16 protein-coding genes are annotated in these 18,412 nt (G+C 59.9%); 10 read left to right on the top strand and 6 right to left on the bottom strand.

Translation table 11 applies throughout. From position 1 onward, the window contains the following. Positions 1-53: 53 nt before the first annotated feature. Complete coding sequence (locus tag AB9K37_RS16710) at positions 54-1,499, top strand: efflux RND transporter periplasmic adaptor subunit (RefSeq protein ID WP_369840857.1); 1,446 nt, start codon at positions 54-56, stop codon at positions 1,497-1,499. Positions 1,500-1,502: 3 nt separating this feature from the next. Beyond that, the gene (locus tag AB9K37_RS16715; RefSeq protein ID WP_369840859.1) at positions 1,503-4,874 is read left to right on the top strand and encodes an efflux RND transporter permease subunit; all 3,372 of its coding nucleotides are present in this window, start codon (positions 1,503-1,505) and stop codon (positions 4,872-4,874) included. On the opposite strand, the gene AB9K37_RS16720 is transcribed toward AB9K37_RS16715, so the two are convergent. Continuing rightward, complete coding sequence (locus tag AB9K37_RS16720; protein ID WP_369840861.1) at positions 4,871-5,668, bottom strand: protein-disulfide reductase DsbD domain-containing protein; 798 nt, start codon at positions 5,666-5,668, stop codon at positions 4,871-4,873. The two genes, AB9K37_RS16715 and AB9K37_RS16720, sit on opposite strands and share 4 nt — an antisense overlap. 105 nt (positions 5,669-5,773) lie before the next feature. Between AB9K37_RS16720 and AB9K37_RS16725 the strand changes: the two genes are divergently transcribed. Further along, positions 5,774-6,343 (top strand): YqgE/AlgH family protein, encoded by a 570-nt coding sequence (locus AB9K37_RS16725; protein WP_072708102.1) that lies wholly within the window; start codon positions 5,774-5,776, stop codon positions 6,341-6,343. Here AB9K37_RS16725 and AB9K37_RS16730 read toward each other — a convergent pair. Further along, positions 6,340-7,287, bottom strand: coding sequence for an L-threonylcarbamoyladenylate synthase (locus AB9K37_RS16730; protein WP_369840863.1), 948 nt, complete (start codon positions 7,285-7,287; stop codon positions 6,340-6,342). The genes AB9K37_RS16725 and AB9K37_RS16730 overlap by 4 nt on opposite strands. Positions 7,288-7,404: 117 nt before the next feature. On the opposite strand from AB9K37_RS16730, the gene AB9K37_RS16735 reads away from it, so the two are divergent. The 4 genes from AB9K37_RS16735 (at position 7,405) to AB9K37_RS16750 (ending at position 11,040) form a co-directional block, all read left to right on the top strand. After that, positions 7,405-9,120 (top strand): acyl-CoA dehydrogenase, encoded by a 1,716-nt coding sequence (locus AB9K37_RS16735; RefSeq protein ID WP_369840865.1) that lies wholly within the window; start codon positions 7,405-7,407, stop codon positions 9,118-9,120. Then, positions 9,117-10,154, top strand: a complete 1,038-nt coding sequence (locus tag AB9K37_RS16740; protein WP_369840867.1) for an MBL fold metallo-hydrolase — start codon at positions 9,117-9,119, stop codon at positions 10,152-10,154. Before AB9K37_RS16735 ends, AB9K37_RS16740 begins: the two co-directional genes overlap by 4 nt. 93 nt (positions 10,155-10,247) lie before the next feature. Continuing rightward, positions 10,248-10,382 (top strand): aa3-type cytochrome c oxidase subunit IV, encoded by a 135-nt coding sequence (locus AB9K37_RS16745; RefSeq protein ID WP_369840869.1) that lies wholly within the window; start codon positions 10,248-10,250, stop codon positions 10,380-10,382. Positions 10,383-10,401: 19 nt separating this feature from the next. Further along, positions 10,402-11,040: a hypothetical protein gene (locus AB9K37_RS16750; RefSeq protein ID WP_369840871.1), complete on the top strand. Its 639-nt coding sequence runs from the start codon at positions 10,402-10,404 to the stop codon at positions 11,038-11,040. Here AB9K37_RS16750 and AB9K37_RS16755 read toward each other — a convergent pair. The 4 genes from AB9K37_RS16755 to greA all read right to left on the bottom strand — a co-directional run bounded on the left by AB9K37_RS16755 (position 11,037) and on the right by greA (position 13,725). Continuing rightward, positions 11,037-11,369 (bottom strand): AzlD domain-containing protein, encoded by a 333-nt coding sequence (locus AB9K37_RS16755; RefSeq protein ID WP_369840873.1) that lies wholly within the window; start codon positions 11,367-11,369, stop codon positions 11,037-11,039. The two genes, AB9K37_RS16750 and AB9K37_RS16755, sit on opposite strands and share 4 nt — an antisense overlap. 2 nt (positions 11,370-11,371) lie before the next feature. Then, positions 11,372-12,082, bottom strand: coding sequence for an AzlC family ABC transporter permease (locus tag AB9K37_RS16760; RefSeq protein ID WP_369840875.1), 711 nt, complete (start codon positions 12,080-12,082; stop codon positions 11,372-11,374). 145 nt (positions 12,083-12,227) lie between these two features. After that, a complete protein-coding gene (locus AB9K37_RS16765) occupies positions 12,228-13,244 on the bottom strand; it encodes a hypothetical protein (protein WP_369840877.1) in 1,017 nt (338 codons plus the stop codon). 10 nt (positions 13,245-13,254) lie between these two features. Next, the gene (gene greA / locus AB9K37_RS16770; protein WP_072707922.1) at positions 13,255-13,725 is read right to left on the bottom strand and encodes a transcription elongation factor GreA; all 471 of its coding nucleotides are present in this window, start codon (positions 13,723-13,725) and stop codon (positions 13,255-13,257) included. A gap of 402 nt (positions 13,726-14,127) precedes the next feature. Here greA and AB9K37_RS16775 point away from each other — a divergent pair, with 402 nt between their 5' ends. From AB9K37_RS16775 to AB9K37_RS16785, 3 genes are all read left to right on the top strand, one after another. Beyond that, on the top strand, positions 14,128-15,780 hold the full coding sequence (locus tag AB9K37_RS16775) for an electron transfer flavoprotein-ubiquinone oxidoreductase (RefSeq protein WP_369840879.1): 1,653 nt from the start codon (positions 14,128-14,130) through the stop codon (positions 15,778-15,780). Between the two features lie 111 nt (positions 15,781-15,891). Continuing rightward, positions 15,892-17,583, top strand: a complete 1,692-nt coding sequence (locus AB9K37_RS16780; RefSeq protein WP_369840881.1) for a tetratricopeptide repeat protein — start codon at positions 15,892-15,894, stop codon at positions 17,581-17,583. Beyond that, the gene (locus tag AB9K37_RS16785; protein ID WP_369840883.1) at positions 17,573-18,406 is read left to right on the top strand and encodes a 4-(cytidine 5'-diphospho)-2-C-methyl-D-erythritol kinase; all 834 of its coding nucleotides are present in this window, start codon (positions 17,573-17,575) and stop codon (positions 18,404-18,406) included. Before AB9K37_RS16780 ends, AB9K37_RS16785 begins: the two co-directional genes overlap by 11 nt. The last annotated feature ends 6 nt before the right edge of the window (positions 18,407-18,412 follow it).

An 18,412-nucleotide genomic window follows, 5' to 3' on the forward strand; every position in this document is an offset into this window, starting at 1 on the left:
CCCTGCTGCACCTATTCTTTTCGCAGACACCATTTTGTGAGCGGGGACGTGCCATGCGCTTTTTGCGTCAGGCTATGACGGGACTCTTTCTGGCAGCGTTTACGGCTGCCTTGTTGGTCTGGGCTGGTGCCTTGGTGCGTGACGCGGTTCAAGAAAAATTGGCGGATTCTCCGCGCGGCCGCCCTGCCCAAGAACGCGTTTTTGCCGTGAATATCGTCGAGGCGCAGCCCGATACGATCCAGCCCGTTTTGCAGGCTTTTGGTCAGGTTCAAAGCCGCCGCACGTTGGAAATCCGCGCGTCTGCTGCAGGTACCGTGGTCGAAGTTGCAGAGAATTTTGTCGAAGGTGGCTTGGTAAAAGCGGGAGAGGTTTTGGCGCGTATTGATCCGGCCGAGGCTGAGGCGGCCCTGCGCAGTGCCGAAGCCGATTTGCTGGACGCAGAGGCAGAGGTCCGTGACGCCGACCGCGCACTACTGCTGGCCAAGGATGATCTGACAGCGACAAAGGGACAGGCGGATCTGCAGGAAAAGGCGCTGCAACGCCAGCTCGACTTGCAAAATCGCGGGGTCGGTAGCGCGTCCGCGGTTGAGACGGCGGAACTGGCGGTCGCGCAGGCCAGCGCGAACGTTTTGTCATCCCGTCAGGCATTGGCGAATGCCGAGGCGCGAATAGATCTGGCCAAAACCGCTCTGTCCAGGGCTCAAATAGCGCGGGATGAGGCCGAGCGCGACTTGAATGACACTGTGATCCGCGCCGGATTTGATGGCGCATTGTCGGCGGTTAATGTGGTCGAGGGCGGTCTTGTTTCCCAGAACGAAGCTATGGCGACCGTGGTGGACCCGATGCTGTTGGAGGTCAGTTTTCGCGTTTCAACGGAACAGTTCGCGCGTCTGCTGGATGACACAGGCGCGCTGCGGCCCGCGCCAGCCAACGTCGTACTGGATGTGGCTGGCGGAAATATCGAGCGCCCGGCGACCCTGACACGCGCAAGTGCCGCTGTGGCCGAAGGGCAAAGTGGTCGACAACTTTTTGCCCGTATCGACGATCCTCGTGGTTTGAAACCGGGTGATTTTGTGCGGGTCGAGACGATGGAACCCGCGCTTGAGAATGTGGTGCGCTTGCCTGCGACCTCGGTGGACTCGTTGCCGACCGTGCTGGTGATGAACGAGGATGACCGTCTGACCGCGCTGCCCGTAACCTTGCTCCGCCGGCAGGGCGATACCGTGCTGGTCCGCGGCGATGGACTGGCGGGTCAGCGCGTGGTGGCAGAACGGACGCCTTTACTAGGGACAGGCATCAAGGTCCGCGCTCTGGGGCAGCCCGAAGCTCCGCCCGAAATGATTGAACTGTCCGAGGAACGCCGAGCCGCGCTTGTGGCCTATGTCGATGCGAACACGCGAATGCCTGCCGCAGCCAAGGAACGGATAAAAGCGGAATTACAGGAAAAAACCGTATCTAAGGAAACTGTCGATCGGCTGGAAAGCCGGATGGGGAGCTAACAAATGCAGGGGGCAGGGCGCGGTATCCTATCGTATTTCACCCGTCACGGGACGGCGGCGAACCTGCTCTTGGTGATCCTGCTGGCCTCTGGTTTGCTCGCAATCCCGCAGATGCGGGCGCAATTCTTTCCTGATGTGGTGGTCGATGACCTGGATGTCTCGATCACGTGGGACGGCGCTGGGGCCGAGGATGTGGATGGCGCCATCGTCCAGCTTTTGGAGCCAGTTTTACTCGCGGTCGAAGGAGTGACCGACGCGTCATCGTCCAGCCGCGAGGGCGGGGCGACGATCACGCTCGAATTCGAACCGGATTACGACATCGACCGTGCTGTAGACGAGGTGCAGTCCGCACTCGACCAAGTGAACGACCTGCCCGAAGACGCGGAGGACCCGCAAGTGGTGCGCGGCGGTTGGCGAGATCGCGTGACCGATGTGGTAATCACCGGTCCGATTGGGGTGGATCAGTTGGCACGCTTTGCCGATGAATTCGTGGTCCGACTGTTCGATTCAGGTGTCACCCGCACAACGATCCGAGGCGTCGCTGCCCCGCAAACCTTGATCGAGGTGCCGTCTTATCAGCTGATTGCCCATGACCTGAGCATGGCCGAAATCGCCTCTGCCATCGCAGCAGAGGTCAGCGCGAACCCCGCGGGCGACGTGGATTCGGCGAACGCACGGGTTCGCACTGGGGTTGAAAAACGGGGCGCAGACCAGATCGCCGCGATCGTGCTCAAATCCAATCAGGATGGAACGTCGCTGACCGTCGGCGATGTGGCTGACATACGGGTCGAAGGCGTCGACCGAGCGCGCACCTATTTCGTAGGCTCTGATCCGGCGATCACAATCCGTGTGGACCGATCGCCTACGGGCGACGCCATCGGCATCCAGCGCAGCGTCGAAGAGGTGGCGGCGCAGATGCAGGCCACCTTGCCCGAGGGCACGACAATTGATCTGATCCGCACGCGGGCCGAAGCGATCACGGGACGCCTGAACATTCTCCAAGAGAATGGGCTCATGGGTTTGGGCTTGGTTGTTCTGTTGCTGTTCCTGTTCCTGAACGCGCGCATTGCGTTGTGGGTCGCGGCGGGCATTCCGGTGGCGATGCTGGCCGGGATCGCGCTGATGTATGCCTTTGGGATCACGATCAACATGATCTCTCTCTTTGCGCTGATCATCACATTGGGCATCGTGGTGGATGACGCCATCGTGGTTGGTGAGCACGCGGATTTCCGTGCCCGGAGGCTGGGAGAGGACGCCGTGGCAGCAGCAGAAAACGCGGCACGGCGGATGATTTTGCCGGTGTTTGCGGCGACAATTACGACCGTCACGGCGTTTTTTGGACTGGTCACGATTGGCGGTCGGTTTGGCGAGTTGATCGCAGACATCCCGTTTACGGTGATTGTGGTGCTGATCGCTTCGATCGTGGAATGCTTCCTGATTCTGCCCAACCACCTGTCCCATGCGCTGGCGCATACGGCCCAAAACCACTGGTACGACTGGCCCTCGCGTCAAGTGAACAAAGGGTTTCGCTGGGTGCGCGATGTGGTCTTTCGCAGGGTAATGCAAGCAGTGGTAACCTTGCGGTATCCGGTCTTGGCTTTGGCGATCCTGCTCCTGGCGTCGCAGGCGGCGCTGTTTATCTCTGGTCAGGTGACATGGCGATTCTTTAACGCGCCAGAGCGGTCGAGCGTGTCGGGCAACTTTGTCATGATCAACGGTGCGGATCGCAGCGATAGCATTGAGATGATGCGCGAATTGCAGCGTGCCACCGAAGCAGTCGCGAGCCGATATGAAGACGAGTTCGGGGTGAACCCTGTAACTTATGCGGTTGCCGAAATCGGGGGCAATACGGGCCGACCGATCTCTGGCAGTGGTGACAAGGACAGCGATCTGCTCGGCTCTATTGCGATTGAACTCGTGGATGCTGACGCCCGCCCCTATTCCAGTTTTGAATTCGTGGCCGAGCTGCAAGAAGAGGTCAACCAGCACCCTCTGGCCGAGATTGTGAGCTTCCGCGGATTCCGCTCTGGGCCGGGGGGCGATGCGCTGGACGTCCAGTTCTACGGTGCCACGGCCGAAACCCTGAAGGCCGCGTCCGAGGCGCTGAAGGATGCGTTGATCCAGTTCCCCGAAGTCTCAGCGGTCGAGGATAATCTGGCTTACGACAAGCAAGAATTGGTGCTGGAACTGACTGCCCAAGGGCAGGCGCTTGGGTTTGATATCGACAGCCTTGGGACTGTGATCCGCAACCGTCTGAACGGGATTGAGGCGGCAAGCTACCCCTTGGGGCCGCGTAGCGCGACCATTCGCGTGGAATTGCCCGAAGGTGAAACGGCTGCTGATTTTCTGGATCGGATGATGATGCGGACGGCGCAGGGCGAATATGTGCCCTTGTCGGACATCGTTTCTGTCACCCGCCGCGAAGGATTTTCGACAGTCCGCCGCGAGAACGGGATTCGACTCATTTCGATCACAGGCGATATTTCCGAGGATGACCCCGCCCGTGCTGCCGAAATCCAGAGCATCATGGAGCAAGATATCCTGCCGCAAATCGCGTCTGAGTATCAGGTGGAGTTCCGAATCGCTGGCCTGTCAGAGCAAGAAGACGAATTCTTGTCCGATGCACGGACGGGGCTGATTTTGGTTCTGCTGACGATTTACCTGATTCTCGCTTGGGTCTTTGCAAGCTGGTCGCGCCCCTTGGTGGTGATGAGCGTGATTCCCTTTGGTCTTGTTGGGGCGATCTGGGGGCACTTCATCTGGGATGTGCCGCTGTCGATGTTCACTGTTGTCGGCCTTCTTGGGATGACGGGGATCGTGATTAACGACTCGATCGTTCTGGTGACCACAATCGATGAATACGCCAAGGAGCGTGGGATCATTCCTTCGATCATCGACGGGGCCACCGACCGGTTCAGGCCAGTCCTGCTCACCACGCTTACCACGGTTCTTGGACTTGCGCCGTTGCTTTACGAGACCTCAGCCGATGCGCAGTTCCTGAAGCCTACGGTGATCACGTTGGCCTACGGGCTTGGCTTCGGAATGTTCCTTGTGCTGTTGGTCGTGCCAGCACTGATTGCGATCCAGACTGATATCGGTCGTCTGATGGGGGCAGCACGCACTGCGAGCAAAGCTTCTCGTGCGCCAGTCGTGCAGCGGGGCACACAGTTAACGGCTCTGGCGATTTTCCTGTGGGGGGCTTTGACGATCGGTTGGGTGGCTGTCACCGGCGCTGCGCTGCCGCAGGTAGCAGCTGTGCTGCCGATGGTTCAAAGCATGGGTGGCGCGTTTTTGGTTTTCGCGGTCGGAACGATGATGCTGTCCCTGATCGGGTTTGGACTGACGGCATCAATGATGGGCCGCCGCGCGGCTTAATCGCAGCCGTGCACTTCGACCGCGTAGTCGCTGCCAAGAACGGTAAAGGTGATCGCCGAACGGTCGATCATCATGGTGCCGCCGGATATCGAGCTTAGGTCAGCAGAGATATGCAGGGTGTTCCCCGCGCGGTGCGTTTCAGCCGGATCGACCCAGATGCGCGGATTGTTTACCTCGACCACAGAGCTTTCGCGCGTCCCCGAGGGCGGCATGGCCAATGTTGCGTTCAGGGTCAATCCAGCGCTGGTATGCTCCAGATCACAGTCGACGTCGCGCACGCCTGCTTCGGTCCGACTAAACGGCCGAGAGGCCATGGCCGCAGCGATTTTGGGATCACGGTGACCTTGCAGAGGCAGGTCTGCTGAAAAAGGCAGCGTGACCGGCATGCAGATTTCCTCGCAGACACCCATGTCCACTTGGCCGCGTAGAATGATCGGTTTGCCCGGGTCTTGGGGGACGAGGCGCATGGGCAGCACGAGCCCGTCTTTGTAGCCAATCGTCTTGTAACCACTGCTCTCGAACACCTCTGGCGCAGGCCAGATGAAGCCGACGGACTTCAGGTTCTCGGACCCACTCCAGTCGAAATAGGGGGGGATTCCGGCCTCGCCCGGCGCGCGCCAGTAGGTTTTCCAGCCCGGCGCCAAGGCCACATCCAGCGCCGCAATGTGCGAGCCATCAGATTCCTTCCACCCAGACAGGATCTGGTGGTGAATCGTGTCATCATAGCTACCGGCCATGGCGGGCGCGGCAGCACACAAAGCGAGGGTCAGAGAAAGGGCGCGGCTGTGTTTCATCTCTTACAAATGCGATGTGTCCTTGGTTTTTCCAAGTCACATTGCAGCGAGAGAGTGTGTTACAACGCCTTGCCAGTGACAGAATTGCAGCACATGCTGTTCGGTATGAGCAGCAACACCACAGACCTGACCGGCAAACTTCTGATCGCGATGCCAGAAATGGGCGACCCCCGCTTTGAGCGGAGCGTCGTTTATTTGTGCGCCCACTCTGACGAAGGCGCGATGGGCTTGATCGTTAATAAACCGACTGACGATGTGGTCCTCGGCGACCTGCTCGAGCAGTTGGATATCCCGCAAGGGCCGTCGACCCGCAATATCATCGTGCATTACGGTGGACCGGTCGAGCATGGCCGCGGTTTTGTCCTACATTCAAGCGATTACCAGTCGGACACAGCTACGTTGCAGGTCGATTCCCGCTTTGGGATGACGGCCACAGTGGACATCTTGCAAGAGTTGGCTCGCGGCGAAGGGCCGTCGAGCGCGCTTATGGCGTTGGGCTATGCGGGCTGGGGACCAAACCAGCTGGAAGAAGAGCTGCAAGAGAACGGCTGGCTCGTCTGTGATGCCGAGTTGGAACTCGTATTCGGGACAAGCGACACCGATAAATGGATGAGCGCGTTGCACTCTATGGGCATCGACGCGCTGAACCTGTCCGCGAGCCAAGGCCGCGCTTAATCGCGAGGGGCAGCCGCGCGATTCAAGCGGTCGTTGATGGCCAAACCCAGTCCGTGATTCGGAATCGGTGCGACCGCTATGCCGTGGGGTGCGAGCGCATCAAGTGTATGGAGCGCAGGGAAAAGGTTGGTGGCCGCTTCGGTCACGTCCGCAGTCTCTGACAGGTTCAGATCGCAGTCCATCTCTCCGAAACCCAACAGCAGTTCGTCGCCCTCGCGGGTTGTGGCGTTCAGGCGGACTTTGGCACCGGGCGCGTAATGAGAGACCAGCTGACCGGGGGCTGTGATGCCTGCGCCTGCGCCAGCCAAGGGCTGGCCAAGAGCGCCCTCGGCATCTTCCATCGACAGCCCGCCCGGACGCAGCAGGCGCGGGGTGCCGTCATATACGCCGATGATCGTGGACTCGACGCCGACGGGGCAGGGGCCGCCATCCAGAATTGCAGCAATGCGCCCGTTCAAACCTGCCATGACGTGGCCGGCCGTTGTGGGGCTGATTTTTCCTGACGGATTGGCCGAGGGCGCGGCGAGGGGGCATTCGCTCACGGTCAGCACTTTGCGCGCCAAGTCATGGGCGGGTAGGCGGATCGCCACGGTGTCCAATCCCGCGGTGACCAGCGGTGACAACCCGTGTCCCTCTTTTAAGGGCAGCACCAAAGTCATCGGGCCAGGCCAGAAGGCGTGGGCCAGCGCCTCTGCCATCTCGTTCCAGACGACATAGCGGTGCGCAGCCTCGATACTCGGCAAGTGTACGATTAGCGGGTTGAAACTGGGGCGCCCTTTGGCCTCGTAGATTGCGGCGACGGCGGCATCGTTTCGCGCGTCACCGGCCAACCCGTAGACCGTTTCGGTGGGCAGCGCGACCAACTGGCCACTGCGCAAAAGCTCGCTAGCGTGGTGCACGCCTGCGTCGGTGTCCGGTAAAATCAGGGTATTTTCTACGACCATAGTTTCTGTGACGCCGCGTTTCAGTTGAAGCAAAGAAGGCAACGGATAGGGTTCCCGTTAATCAGACCCATAACGGGGCCGAAGCCCAAGGCCAAGCCCGCTTGAGAGGAGCACGCCATGCCCTATCGCGCGCCGATAAACGAATTCAGCTTTATTTTTGACAAGATCGTCGGTCTCGGCGACGTCACCAGCACGCCTCTTTTCGAGGATGCTTCGCACGATGTGGTGACCGCTATTCTGGCCGAAGCTGCCAAGCTGAGCGACGAAAAGCTGGCCCCCGTGAACCGTTCGGGCGACGAGCATCACACGGTTCTTGAGAATGGCGTCATGCGCGCGGCCCCCGGCTATGGCGAGGCGTACCAAGCCATTGCCGAAGGCGGCTGGGTTGGCATCGCAGCGCGTCCCGAGTCCGGTGGCATGGGGCTGCCCATGACCGTGGCGAGCGCGGTGAACGATATGATGGGCGCAGCCTGTCTGTCACTTCAACTGGTGCCGCTGCTGTCCATGGGGCAGATTGAGGCGCTGGAGCATCATGCCTCGGACGCCATCAAGGAACTCTACCTGCCCAAGTTGACCAGCGGTGAATGGACCGGCACGATGAACCTGTCCGAACCGCAGGCCGGCTCGGATGTAGGCGCGCTGGCGACCAAGGCAGAGCCGAATGGTGACGGCACGTTCTCAATCACCGGTCAGAAGATCTGGATCAGCTGGGGCGACGCAGATTTCGCGGAAAACATCTGTCATCTGGTTCTGGCCCGCCTGCCCGACGCGCCTAAGGGGACCAAAGGCATCAGTCTGTTCATGGTGCCCAAATTCCTGCCCGACGCGGACGGCAACCCGGGTGAGCGCAATGACCTGCGTGTCGTCAGCATCGAGGGCAAGATGGGCCTGCACGGTAGCCCGACCTGCGTGATGGAATATTCCGGTGCCAAAGGCTGGCTGGTCGGCCCCGAGGGCGGCGGCATGGCGGCCATGTTCACCATGATGAACAACGCGCGTCTTGGCGTCGGGGTTCAGGGTGTTTCGTCGGCCGAAGGTGCCTATCAGCACGCGCTGGCGTATGCGATGGAACGCAAACAGGGCCGCACTCCGGTCGAGGGACCGGGCACCATCATCGACCATGCCGATGTGCGCCGGATGCTGGCCGAATCGAAGTGCGATATCTTTGCGGCGCGCTGTATTGCGCTGGCCTGTGCGGCGGCGATCGATATGGGCAACGCGACCGGTGATGCGGCGTGGAAGGCCCGCGCAGCTTTCCTGACCCCTATTGCCAAGGCATTCGGCACCGAGACGGGCATGCGCGTGTCCGAAACCGGTGTGCAGATTTTCGGCGGCATGGGCTTTGTCGAGGAAACTGGCGCGGCGCAATACTACCGCGACGTCCGCGTGACCGCGATTTACGAAGGGACCAACGGCATTCAGGCCATGGACCTTGTCGCGCGGAAACTGATGGATGGCGGCGAGGCGGCGTATGCCCTGCTGGACGAGATTGAGGCTGATGCAGAAAAGACCCGCGCGACTCTGCCCGAATTGGCCGAGCCCGTCTGGCAAGCGACGGAGACTCTGCGCGAGGCGACCGAATGGCTGGTTTCTCAGAGCGACTTGCAGGACCGTTTCGCGGGAGCTGTGCCCTACCTGATGGGCTTTGCCCGCGTTCTGGGGGGCTACTACCACCTGAAGGCCGCGCTGGCCGAAGGGGGCGAGGGCACCCGCAGTCGTCTGGCCAAGTTCTACATTGATCGTTTGCTGCCCGAACATACTGGTCTGCTGACTCATGCGCGTCAGGGGGCGGTTGACCTTTATGCGATCACCCACGATGACCTCGTGGCATGAGCGCAAAGACAGGCATCCGTTATCCATTCCCCGACCCACCCGCCGAAGGCGAGGCTGTTGAAATTGCAGAAGGCGTCCTCTGGATCCGCCTTCCGCTGCCTATGGCATTGGACCATGTGAACGTCTACGCCCTGCGGGACGCGGGCGGCTGGACCATCATCGACACCGGCATGAACAGCCGCCGCACCCGTGCAATCTGGGACAAGGTCATGGCTGGCCCATTACAGGGCCTGCCCGTGCAGCGCGTGATCGGAACCCATCACCACCCGGATCACATCGGTCTGGCAGGGTGGTTCCAAGCCAATGGTGCCGAGCTCTTGATGGCGCGCACAGGCTGGCTGATGGCGCGGATGCTGCAACTGGACGAACAAGAGCGGCCGACAGAAGAAGCCGTCACCCATTGGCAGCGCGCTGGCATGGACGACGCTATTCTGGAGCAGCGCCGGAATGAACGTCCCTTTAACTTCTGCGATACCGTTCATCCAATGCCGCTGGGGTACACCCGCCTTCGGCAGGACGACACGATCCGCATGGGCGGGCGCGACTGGACCGTTCACACCGGCGGCGGTCACGCGCCCGAACATCTGACATTCTGGTCCAACGACGACCATCTGGTGATTTCTGGCGATCAGATCATCAGCTCAATCAGCCCCAATGTAGGCGTCTATGCGACAGAGCCAGAGGCCGACCCGCTCGCGGACTGGATTGAGGCTTGCGAGCGGTTGGGTGCGATGGCCCGAGAGGACCATTTGGTACTGGCGGGGCACAAGCTGCCATTCACCGGTTTGCCGACCCGCATGCGCCAACTTCTAGAGAATCACCACAACGCGCTGCCTCGTCTGGTCGACTGGCTGGACGAACCGAAAAAGGCGACAGACTGCTTTCCCGTCTTGTTCCGGCGCAAGATTGGGGCAGGGGAATACGGGCTTGCCTTGGTCGAAGCCGTTGCTCACTTGAACCATTTGCACCACCAAGGTCTTATTACACGCGATTTGGGGGCGGATGGCGCTTGGCTTTGGCGCAAGGCTGGCTAAAACTCTGCGGCAACACACCCCTTCGACGAAGTGGTGACAGGGCCGCTAAAATCGAATAAACGCGGCAGCGACGAACAGGAAAGGACGCCCGAGATGGCTGAACACAAGCACGGCAGCATGGACATCACCGACCAGCAGAACACCTTTGATGGGTTCATCAAGTTCACCAAGAACGCGGTGATCCTCATCATCCTGTTCCTGATCTTCTTGGCCCTGACCGGCGCCTAAGTTTCCCACCGGGGGTTTTATGAAACGTCGTTTTTTCCTGCTGGGTGCACCAGCAGTATTGGCTGGTTGTGCCGCAGAACCGATTTGGGCCCCCGATAACGAAGTGAACCGCTGGCGGTACCGACATGACGGTCCGCCCGCGATTACCCTTTATACGATGATCAGCAATGATACGGATGCCGGCGCGCACTCGGGGCTGATGATCAATGCCAGCGAGCGGATCCTGTTTGATCCCGCAGGCAGTTACCACTTTGCCGAAACGCCCGAACGCAACGATGTCTTCTTTGGCATCACAGAGCGGATTCGCGATTTCTACGAGCGGTACCATTCGCGTGTGACCTTCCGCGTCGTTGCGCAAGAGGTTGTCGTGACCCCCGAGGTCGCGCAGACCATCTACAATCGCGCTCTGAATTTCGGTGCGGTGCAAAAAGCGAACTGCACCCGTGCGGTCAGCACGGTGCTGCAGGACTTGCCACCGTTCGAGAATGTGGGTGTGACGTGGTTCCCCAAAACGCTCATGCGCGATTTTGAGGATATTCCTGGTGTCAAAGAGCGCCTGATCTTTGAAACCGATGAGGATAACAAGGATCTGGCGCTCAAGGCATTCAACGCCGAGGCAGAGTTCAACGCCCGTCAGGAGACCAAAGCCGCCAATTAACCCAAAATATAGAGCAATGAGTACAGCGCCACCGCCCCGCCTACGATGGCGAGGATGACGTTGCGTGTGACGTATCCTAAGGCTGCGGTTACGAATGCTGCACCCAGACGTGCGGGGTCCGGCGCTCCGCCTGTTGCGGCGGGGAACAGAATTGCGGGCGCGACCAATCCGGGTAGAACGGCTACGGCGGTGTAACGCAGATGGCGCAGCACCCATTCAGGGAGATCGCGGTCTCCAATCAGGCCAAGAAACACAAAGCGCAGGAAAAAGCTGCCTGCGCCAAGGCCAAAGATCACGATCCAGAGTTTGAGTGTGGGGATGTCGGCCATGATCATGCTGCCTTTGCGGTCATGCGGCGTTCGACTTCTGCGCCGACGGCCATTGCGGTGATCGCGGCGATCAGAAGGCCGAGGTTATAGGGCAGGCCCATGAAGACGAGCGCCAGTACGATCGACGTAAATGCGGCCGCGATATGTGCCAGCGAGCGCAGAGCGGGCGCAATGATCGCGAGGAACGTAATCGGTACGGCAAAATCCAAGGCAAGCCCGTCGGGAATCGAATTGCCGAGCAGCGCACCGGCAATAGTCGAGGCGTACCACAGGGGCACGACCGAACTGGCGGTGCCAACAAAGTAGGCAAACTTCTGTGATGGTGTCCGGTTTGGGTTCTTTTCGAACTCTAGCACAGAGGTCGCGTAGGTCTGGTCCACCAAGAGATAGGCGGCAAAAGCGCGCTTCCACAGGGGCATGTGGCCCAAATGGGGCGTGATCGACGCGGAATACATCGCCATCCGCAAGTTCACGGCCAGCGCAGAGATGAGCGCAATCGCGGCGGGCAGGTTGTCCGACAGCAATTGGAGCGCCGTGAACTGGGCCGCTCCTGCGATCACGACAACAGAGAAGGCCAGCGCCTCGAACACGTTTAGGCCCGCTTCGGTCGCAACAACACCGAACAGCAGGCCAAAGGGAACAATCACCAAAATGAACGGTGCGCCAGCTTTCATACCTTGGAAGAACTGGCTGCGGTCAGAGACGGCTTGCATGAGGGATCCTGCGGCTATTTTGCCTGAGAATCGCTAGTCCATCATTCGCGCTGATGCAATTGGGCGCGATGATAAAGTTTTGTTGGGTTGATCGTCACAATGCTTGCTTGTGATCTCGCACCAATGCGCGGGACGGGCTTGCAATTTAGTCGAATGTGCCCGCTGCGCGGCCTACAAGCATGAAAGCCCTGGCAGAGCGGGTGTCGGCGAAAAGGTTGATTTCCTCGTCGCTTGCTGTGTCCGCAAAGCTTGCGAACACCTTGTCGAACCGGCGCAGGAAGTGGTGGGCTGCATCACGAAAGATTGGGTCCTGACGCATGCGTCCTGCGGTCAGCGCCAGCGAGGACCGATCCCGAATGCCGCCGAGGGTCGAAACCGCGCCGCCTCTCTCTCCTGCCGCAAATTTACGCCACAACTCGGGTCGGGCGCGGTCAGGGCGTAGGTCATCCATGTAGATGCCGTCTTGGCTGAGCAGGGTCAGAATATCTTGGGCCGCTTGGATGAGTTGCGAGGCCTGATGATCCGCGAGGCCACGGCGCAGGGCGGCGAAGCCCTCTTTGTCATCGGGGGTCTCGGGGAAGTGGAGGGCACGGATGAAGTCGGTGTTCGACAGCGGCTGCCGATCGTCCTGATCCGAAATGCCAAGCGCAAGGGTAGGCTGATCTTCGGACTCGGAGACACTCGGGGTGGCAGGCAAGGCACGGATCGCATCCATCCGGCGCGAGGACGAGAACATCGCCAACGCGCTCTCGGTTTGCTGTTGGGTGGCGACCAGATCCTCGAGCTTCTTGATCAAGGCGGGGTCTACGCCTGTGTTGCGCGGGGCATGCTGCTGGCTGGACATATAGGTCTGACGAATACCATCGATGGCAATCTGCAGGCGCGCCGCCTCTTGGCGCATGATGCGCGCGGAACGGGCCGCGGTTGCGCCGACCCACATCATGCCGATTGGCATGAAGACGGCCAGCACTTCGATCACAATGCGCAGGCTGTCGCCGTCGTTTTCCGTTTCGATCCCAAAGAAAAAGAGTGCGCACAGGGCGAGCCACACAATCGTCAGCGCCACGGCGATCCACTCACCGGGGCTGACGTCGAATTTGGGCTCTACATCGCTGCGGTCGTAAAGACCCGGCGGTGTGCTGCCCTGCGTGCTGTTGGACATAGTCGTGTCCTTAGACGTAGGAAATCTTCAGGACTTCGTAGGACTTTTCGCCACCGGGGGTGCGAACCTCGACGCTGTCACCCTCTTCTTTGCCGATCAGGGCGCGGGCGATGGGCGATTTGATGTTCAGTAGACCCTTTTCGATGTCGGCTTCGTATTCGCCAACGATCTGCCAAGTTTTCTCGGCATCGGTATCCTCGTCAACGACGGTCACGGTCGCGCCGAACTTGATCGAGCCCGATAGCTTGGCCGGATCGATGACATCTGCCAGCGAAATGATGCCTTCGAGTTCCTTGATGCGGCCCTCGATGAACGACTGCTTCTCGCGCGCTGAGTGGTATTCGGCGTTTTCCGACAGGTCGCCGTGTTCACGCGCTTCGGCGATCGCTTTGATGATCGCGGGGCGTTCCACCGACTTCAGGTGCTTCAATTCGCTCTCGAGCGCGGTTGCGCCCGCGCGGGTCATAGGTACTTTTTCCATGGCCTCAGAATCCGTTATCGGCCTTGCCCCTGTCAGGGATGGCCGGTTTTTAGGGTTACGCTACCTGAACTGAGGCGGGCGGTAATTTCAAGAGCCATATGAATACAAGGTGGGATTCCTGCGATTCCGGCGCAAAAGGGCCGGCGTTTCTGCGCGCAACATGATAGCGGGCCTACATTTTGATAGGAATGCTGTGTCTCGGGTGCCTATTTGCTCTGCCTATACTCGGGGGGCAAGAAATAGGCTGTGCTTTGGGTGTTTGTGCTTTAGCAGGGCTTGTGCCGCAATGCCGCATTCAGCCATTTTAACGTCGTGTCGCGATTGACCGGCAGGGCTGATCCTGCGTAACACTGCGCCAAGTTTGAAATATTATTGCGCGAACGAGACAGAGGAGCCAGCAGCATGACCGAGATTGTGCGCGAAGCCATGGAATATGACGTCGTCATCGTTGGGGCCGGACCTGCCGGTCTGTCGGCGGCGATCCGTCTCAAGCAGCTGGACGCCGATATGAACGTCGTCGTTCTGGAAAAGGGCTCCGAAGTGGGCGCCCACATCCTGTCTGGTGCGGTGCTGGACCCCTGCGGTCTGGATGCCCTGATCCCCGACTGGAAAGAAAAGGGCGCGCCGATCAATGTGCCCGTCAAAGAAGACAACTTCTATGTACTGGGTGAGGCTGGCAAAATCCGTGTGCCGAACTTCCCCATGCCGAAACTGATGAACAACCACGGCAATTACATCGTCTCGATGGCGAATGTCTGCCGCTGGATGGCTGAGCAAGCCGAAGAATTGGGTGTCGAGATTTTCCCCGGCATGGCCTGTTCCGAACTGGTCTATGGCGAGAATGGCGAAGTCAAAGGCGTGGTCGCCGGCGAATTCGGCAAGAACGCCGACGGCACCCAAGGCCCTGGCTACGAGCCCGGCATGGAGCTGCATGGCAAATACGTGTTCCTGTCCGAGGGCGTGCGCGGTTCGCTGTCCAAGGAAGTCATGGCGAAATACGACCTGTCCAAGGGCCATTGCCCGCAGAAGTTCGGCATCGGCATGAAGGAAATCTGGGAAATCGACCCCGAGAAGCACCGCGAAGGCACTGTGACCCACACCATGGGTTGGCCTCTGGGTGCGAACGCGGGCGGCGGGTCGTTCATCTACCATCTCGACAATAACCAAGTGTATGTCGGCTTCGTGGTGCACCTGAACTACGAAAACCCGCACCTGTTCCCCTACATGGAATTCCAGCGCTTCAAGCACCATCCGATGGTTGCTGAACTGCTGAAAGGTGGCAAGCGCGTGGCCTATGGCGCCCGTGCGATCTCCGAAGGCGGCTACCAGTCGATCCCCAAAGTGACCTTCCCCGGTGGTGCCCTGCTGGGCTGTTCGGCCGGTCTGGTGAACGTGCCCCGCATCAAGGGTAACCACAACGCGATGCTCTCTGGCAAAGCGGCTGCCGAAGCAGCGTTTGACGCGATCAAAGCGGGCCGTCAGTCGGACGAGTTGACCGGGTATGAGGCCGAGCTGCGCGAAGGTGCGATCGGTCAGGACCTGAAGAAGGTGCGCAATGTCAAACCGCTGTGGTCCAAGTTTGGCCTGACCGCGAGCCTCGCTCTGGGTGGCTTGGACATGCATATGAATGAAAAGTTCGGCAAGTCTTTCCTAGGTACTCTGCGCCACGGCAAAACCGACGCGGCAGCGACCGGCAAAGCGGCGGATCACAAGCCCATCGACTACACGCGTCCTGATGGTGTTTTGTCGTTCGACCGTCTGACCAACGTTAGCTTCAGCTTCACCAACCACGAGGAAAGCCAGCCTGCGCACCTGCAGCTGAAAGACCCCAGCATCCCAGTGAACGTGAACCTGCCCGAATACGCTGGCCCCTCGGCGCGGTATTGCCCCGCAGGCGTCTATGAATTCGTCGAAGAAGAGGGCAAGGACACCCGCTTTGTCGTGAACTTCCAGAACTGCGTGCACTGCAAAACCTGCGACATCAAGGACCCCAGCCAGAACATCAACTGGACCACGCCTCAGGGCGGCGACGGGCCGAACTACCCCAACATGTGATGTCGATTGCAGTGTTGTGATCAAAAAGGGGCGGCCATTTGGTCGCCCTTTATTGCAACAGCCTGCATGCACCCGTAGGCTTGGCGCCAATCAAGACAACAGGAGGCGCCCTTGTCACCACTCCGCCCGTTCGTATTGGCTGCAGCTTTTGCCTGCGCAGGATTGCCAGCACTGGCCCAAGGGGTCTCTGGCGCCTATCTGGCCGGCCGCGTGGCGGAAACAGACCGCAACTTCTCTGAAGCGGCGAACCGCTTTGCCGAAGCGTTGGTGATGGACAAGGAAAACCCGCAGATCATGCAGGGCCTCGTCGGTGCGAATATCGCGCTGGGTGAATTGGATATCGTTGCGCCTGTCGCCCAAGACATGGTTGACCTAGGGGTCGGCAGCCAGTTGGCGCATATGGCGTTGCTCGCTCATGCCGCCAAAACGGGCGATTGGGATACGATCATCACCATGATCGACGAAGAGCGCGGCGTTGGGCCACTGGTCGACGGATTGAGTCGCGCTTGGGCCTTGGTCGGCAAGGGCGAGATGAGCGCTGCGCTAGAGGCCTTTGACGCTGTTGCGCAAGAAGACGGGCTGAACAGCTTTGGCATGTACCACAAAGCGCTGGCATTGGCGCTGGTGGGGGACCTCGAGGGCGCAAACGCCATTTTCTCGGGTGAAACCTCGGGCCGGATGCAGATTACCCGCCGCGGGGCGATGGCGAGCATCGAAGTGCTCAGTCAACTTGACCGGAATGACGATGCAATCCAGCTGATCGACTCCACGTTCGGGCCCGAGCTGGACCCCGCGTTGCGCCAGATGAAAGAGCAAATGGCCGCAGGGGAGCGGCTGCCGTTTACCCATGTGCGCAACGCTACAGACGGTATGGCTGAGGTCTATTTTGCGGTTGCGAGCGCGCTCGAAGGCGAGGCTGGCCCCGATTACACACTGCTCTATGCCCGCGTTGCGCAGTACCTGCGCCCCGAACACGTGGATGCGACACTCTTGTCGGCGGACTTGTTGGACGTGATGGGGCGCTACGATCTGGCAGAGGCGACCTACCGCCTGCTGCCCAAGGATGACCCGGCGTTTCATGCTGCCGAGCTGGGACGCGCGGATGCACTCCGCAGTGATGGCAAGGGGGACGCTGCAATTGAAGTGCTGCAATCCCTGGCAAAGACCCATAGCGATCTACCAATCGTTCATCTGACCTTGGGCGATTTCTACCGCGCCGAAGAACAGTACAAAGAAGCTGTTGCCGCTTATGACAAGGCGATCTCGCTTTATGAAAATCCCGAGGACGCGCGTTGGTTTGCCTATTACACACGGGGCATTGCCTATGAACGACTGGGGGAATGGGACAGCGCCGAATCGGATTTCCGCAAGGCTCTGGAACTCAGCCCCGGCCAGCCGCAGGTCTTGAACTACCTAGGGTATTCGCTGGTGGAAAAGGACATCAAGCTGGACGAAGCGCTTGGAATGATCGAACAAGCCGTCGCGACGTCGCCCAATAGCGGGCACATTGTAGACAGCCTTGGATGGGTTTTGTTCCGACTTGGCCGCTACGAGGAGGCTGCGGCGCAACTGGAGCGCGCCGCTGAATTGATGCCGGTGGACCCCATTGTGAATGATCATCTTGGCGACGGGTATTGGGCCGTGGGCCGCAAGATTGAGGCCCGTTTTCAGTGGCACCGCGCCTTGTCCTTTGACCCAGAGGAAGCAGATGCAGAGCGCATCCGACGCAAATTAGAGGTCGGTTTGGATCAGGTTCTCGCGGACGAAGGCGCGGCCCCGATTGAGGTGGCGAATGGCGATTGAGGCATTTGCCCCCGCCAAAGTAAACCTGACCCTTCATGTGACCGGCCAAAGAGAAGATGGATACCATCTTCTTGAATCACTCGTGGTTTTTGTCGGGGTTGGGGATCGGATCACGGTTTCAAACGCCAAAATGCTGTCGCTGACCGTTACGGGGCCTCGTGCTGCGGGTGTTCCAACCGGTCCGGAGAATTTGGTTCTCAAGGCAGCTGCATCTCTTGGCGGAGCAGGCGCGCGGGTTCATCTGGAAAAGCACCTTCCCGCTGCGGCGGGTATTGGTGGTGGCTCCTCTGATGCGGCAGCAACCCTGAGGGCTTTGTCACAACTGCACGCTACAGATTTGCCTGCGGACAACGGCCTGTCTCTGGGTGCCGATGTTCCGGTGTGTCTGCGCGCCGTGCCAACCCTCATGTCGGGTGTCGGAGAGGTTCTGACCGATGTTCCCCCATTGCCGCCTCTGTGGATGGTACTCGTGAATCCGGGTATCGAGGTGCCGACCCCAGCGGTGTTCCGTGGGCTGATCCGCAAAGACAACGCGCCGATGGCGCCGATTCCGTCCGGATTGTCTGCTGCGGCCTTTGCTGACTGGGCTGCGACGCAACGCAACGATCTGGAGATACCAGCGCGGGAGATCGCACCAGTGATCTCGGATGTGCTACGCGCGATTGCAGAAGAAGGTGCTTTGCTGTCGCGGATGTCCGGCTCTGGCGCAACGTGTTTCGGACTGTTTGGATCAGCGGAGGCTGCGTCCATGGCTGCACAGAGACTGAAAGAAAAAGCGCCCGCGTGGTGGGTGGACCACGGGGCGCTGGGGTCTTTCAAATAAGGGGGC

Origin of the sequence: Donghicola sp. XS_ASV15 (genome assembly GCF_041224595.1) — a bacterium.
Lineage (GTDB): Bacteria > Pseudomonadota > Alphaproteobacteria > Rhodobacterales > Rhodobacteraceae > Donghicola.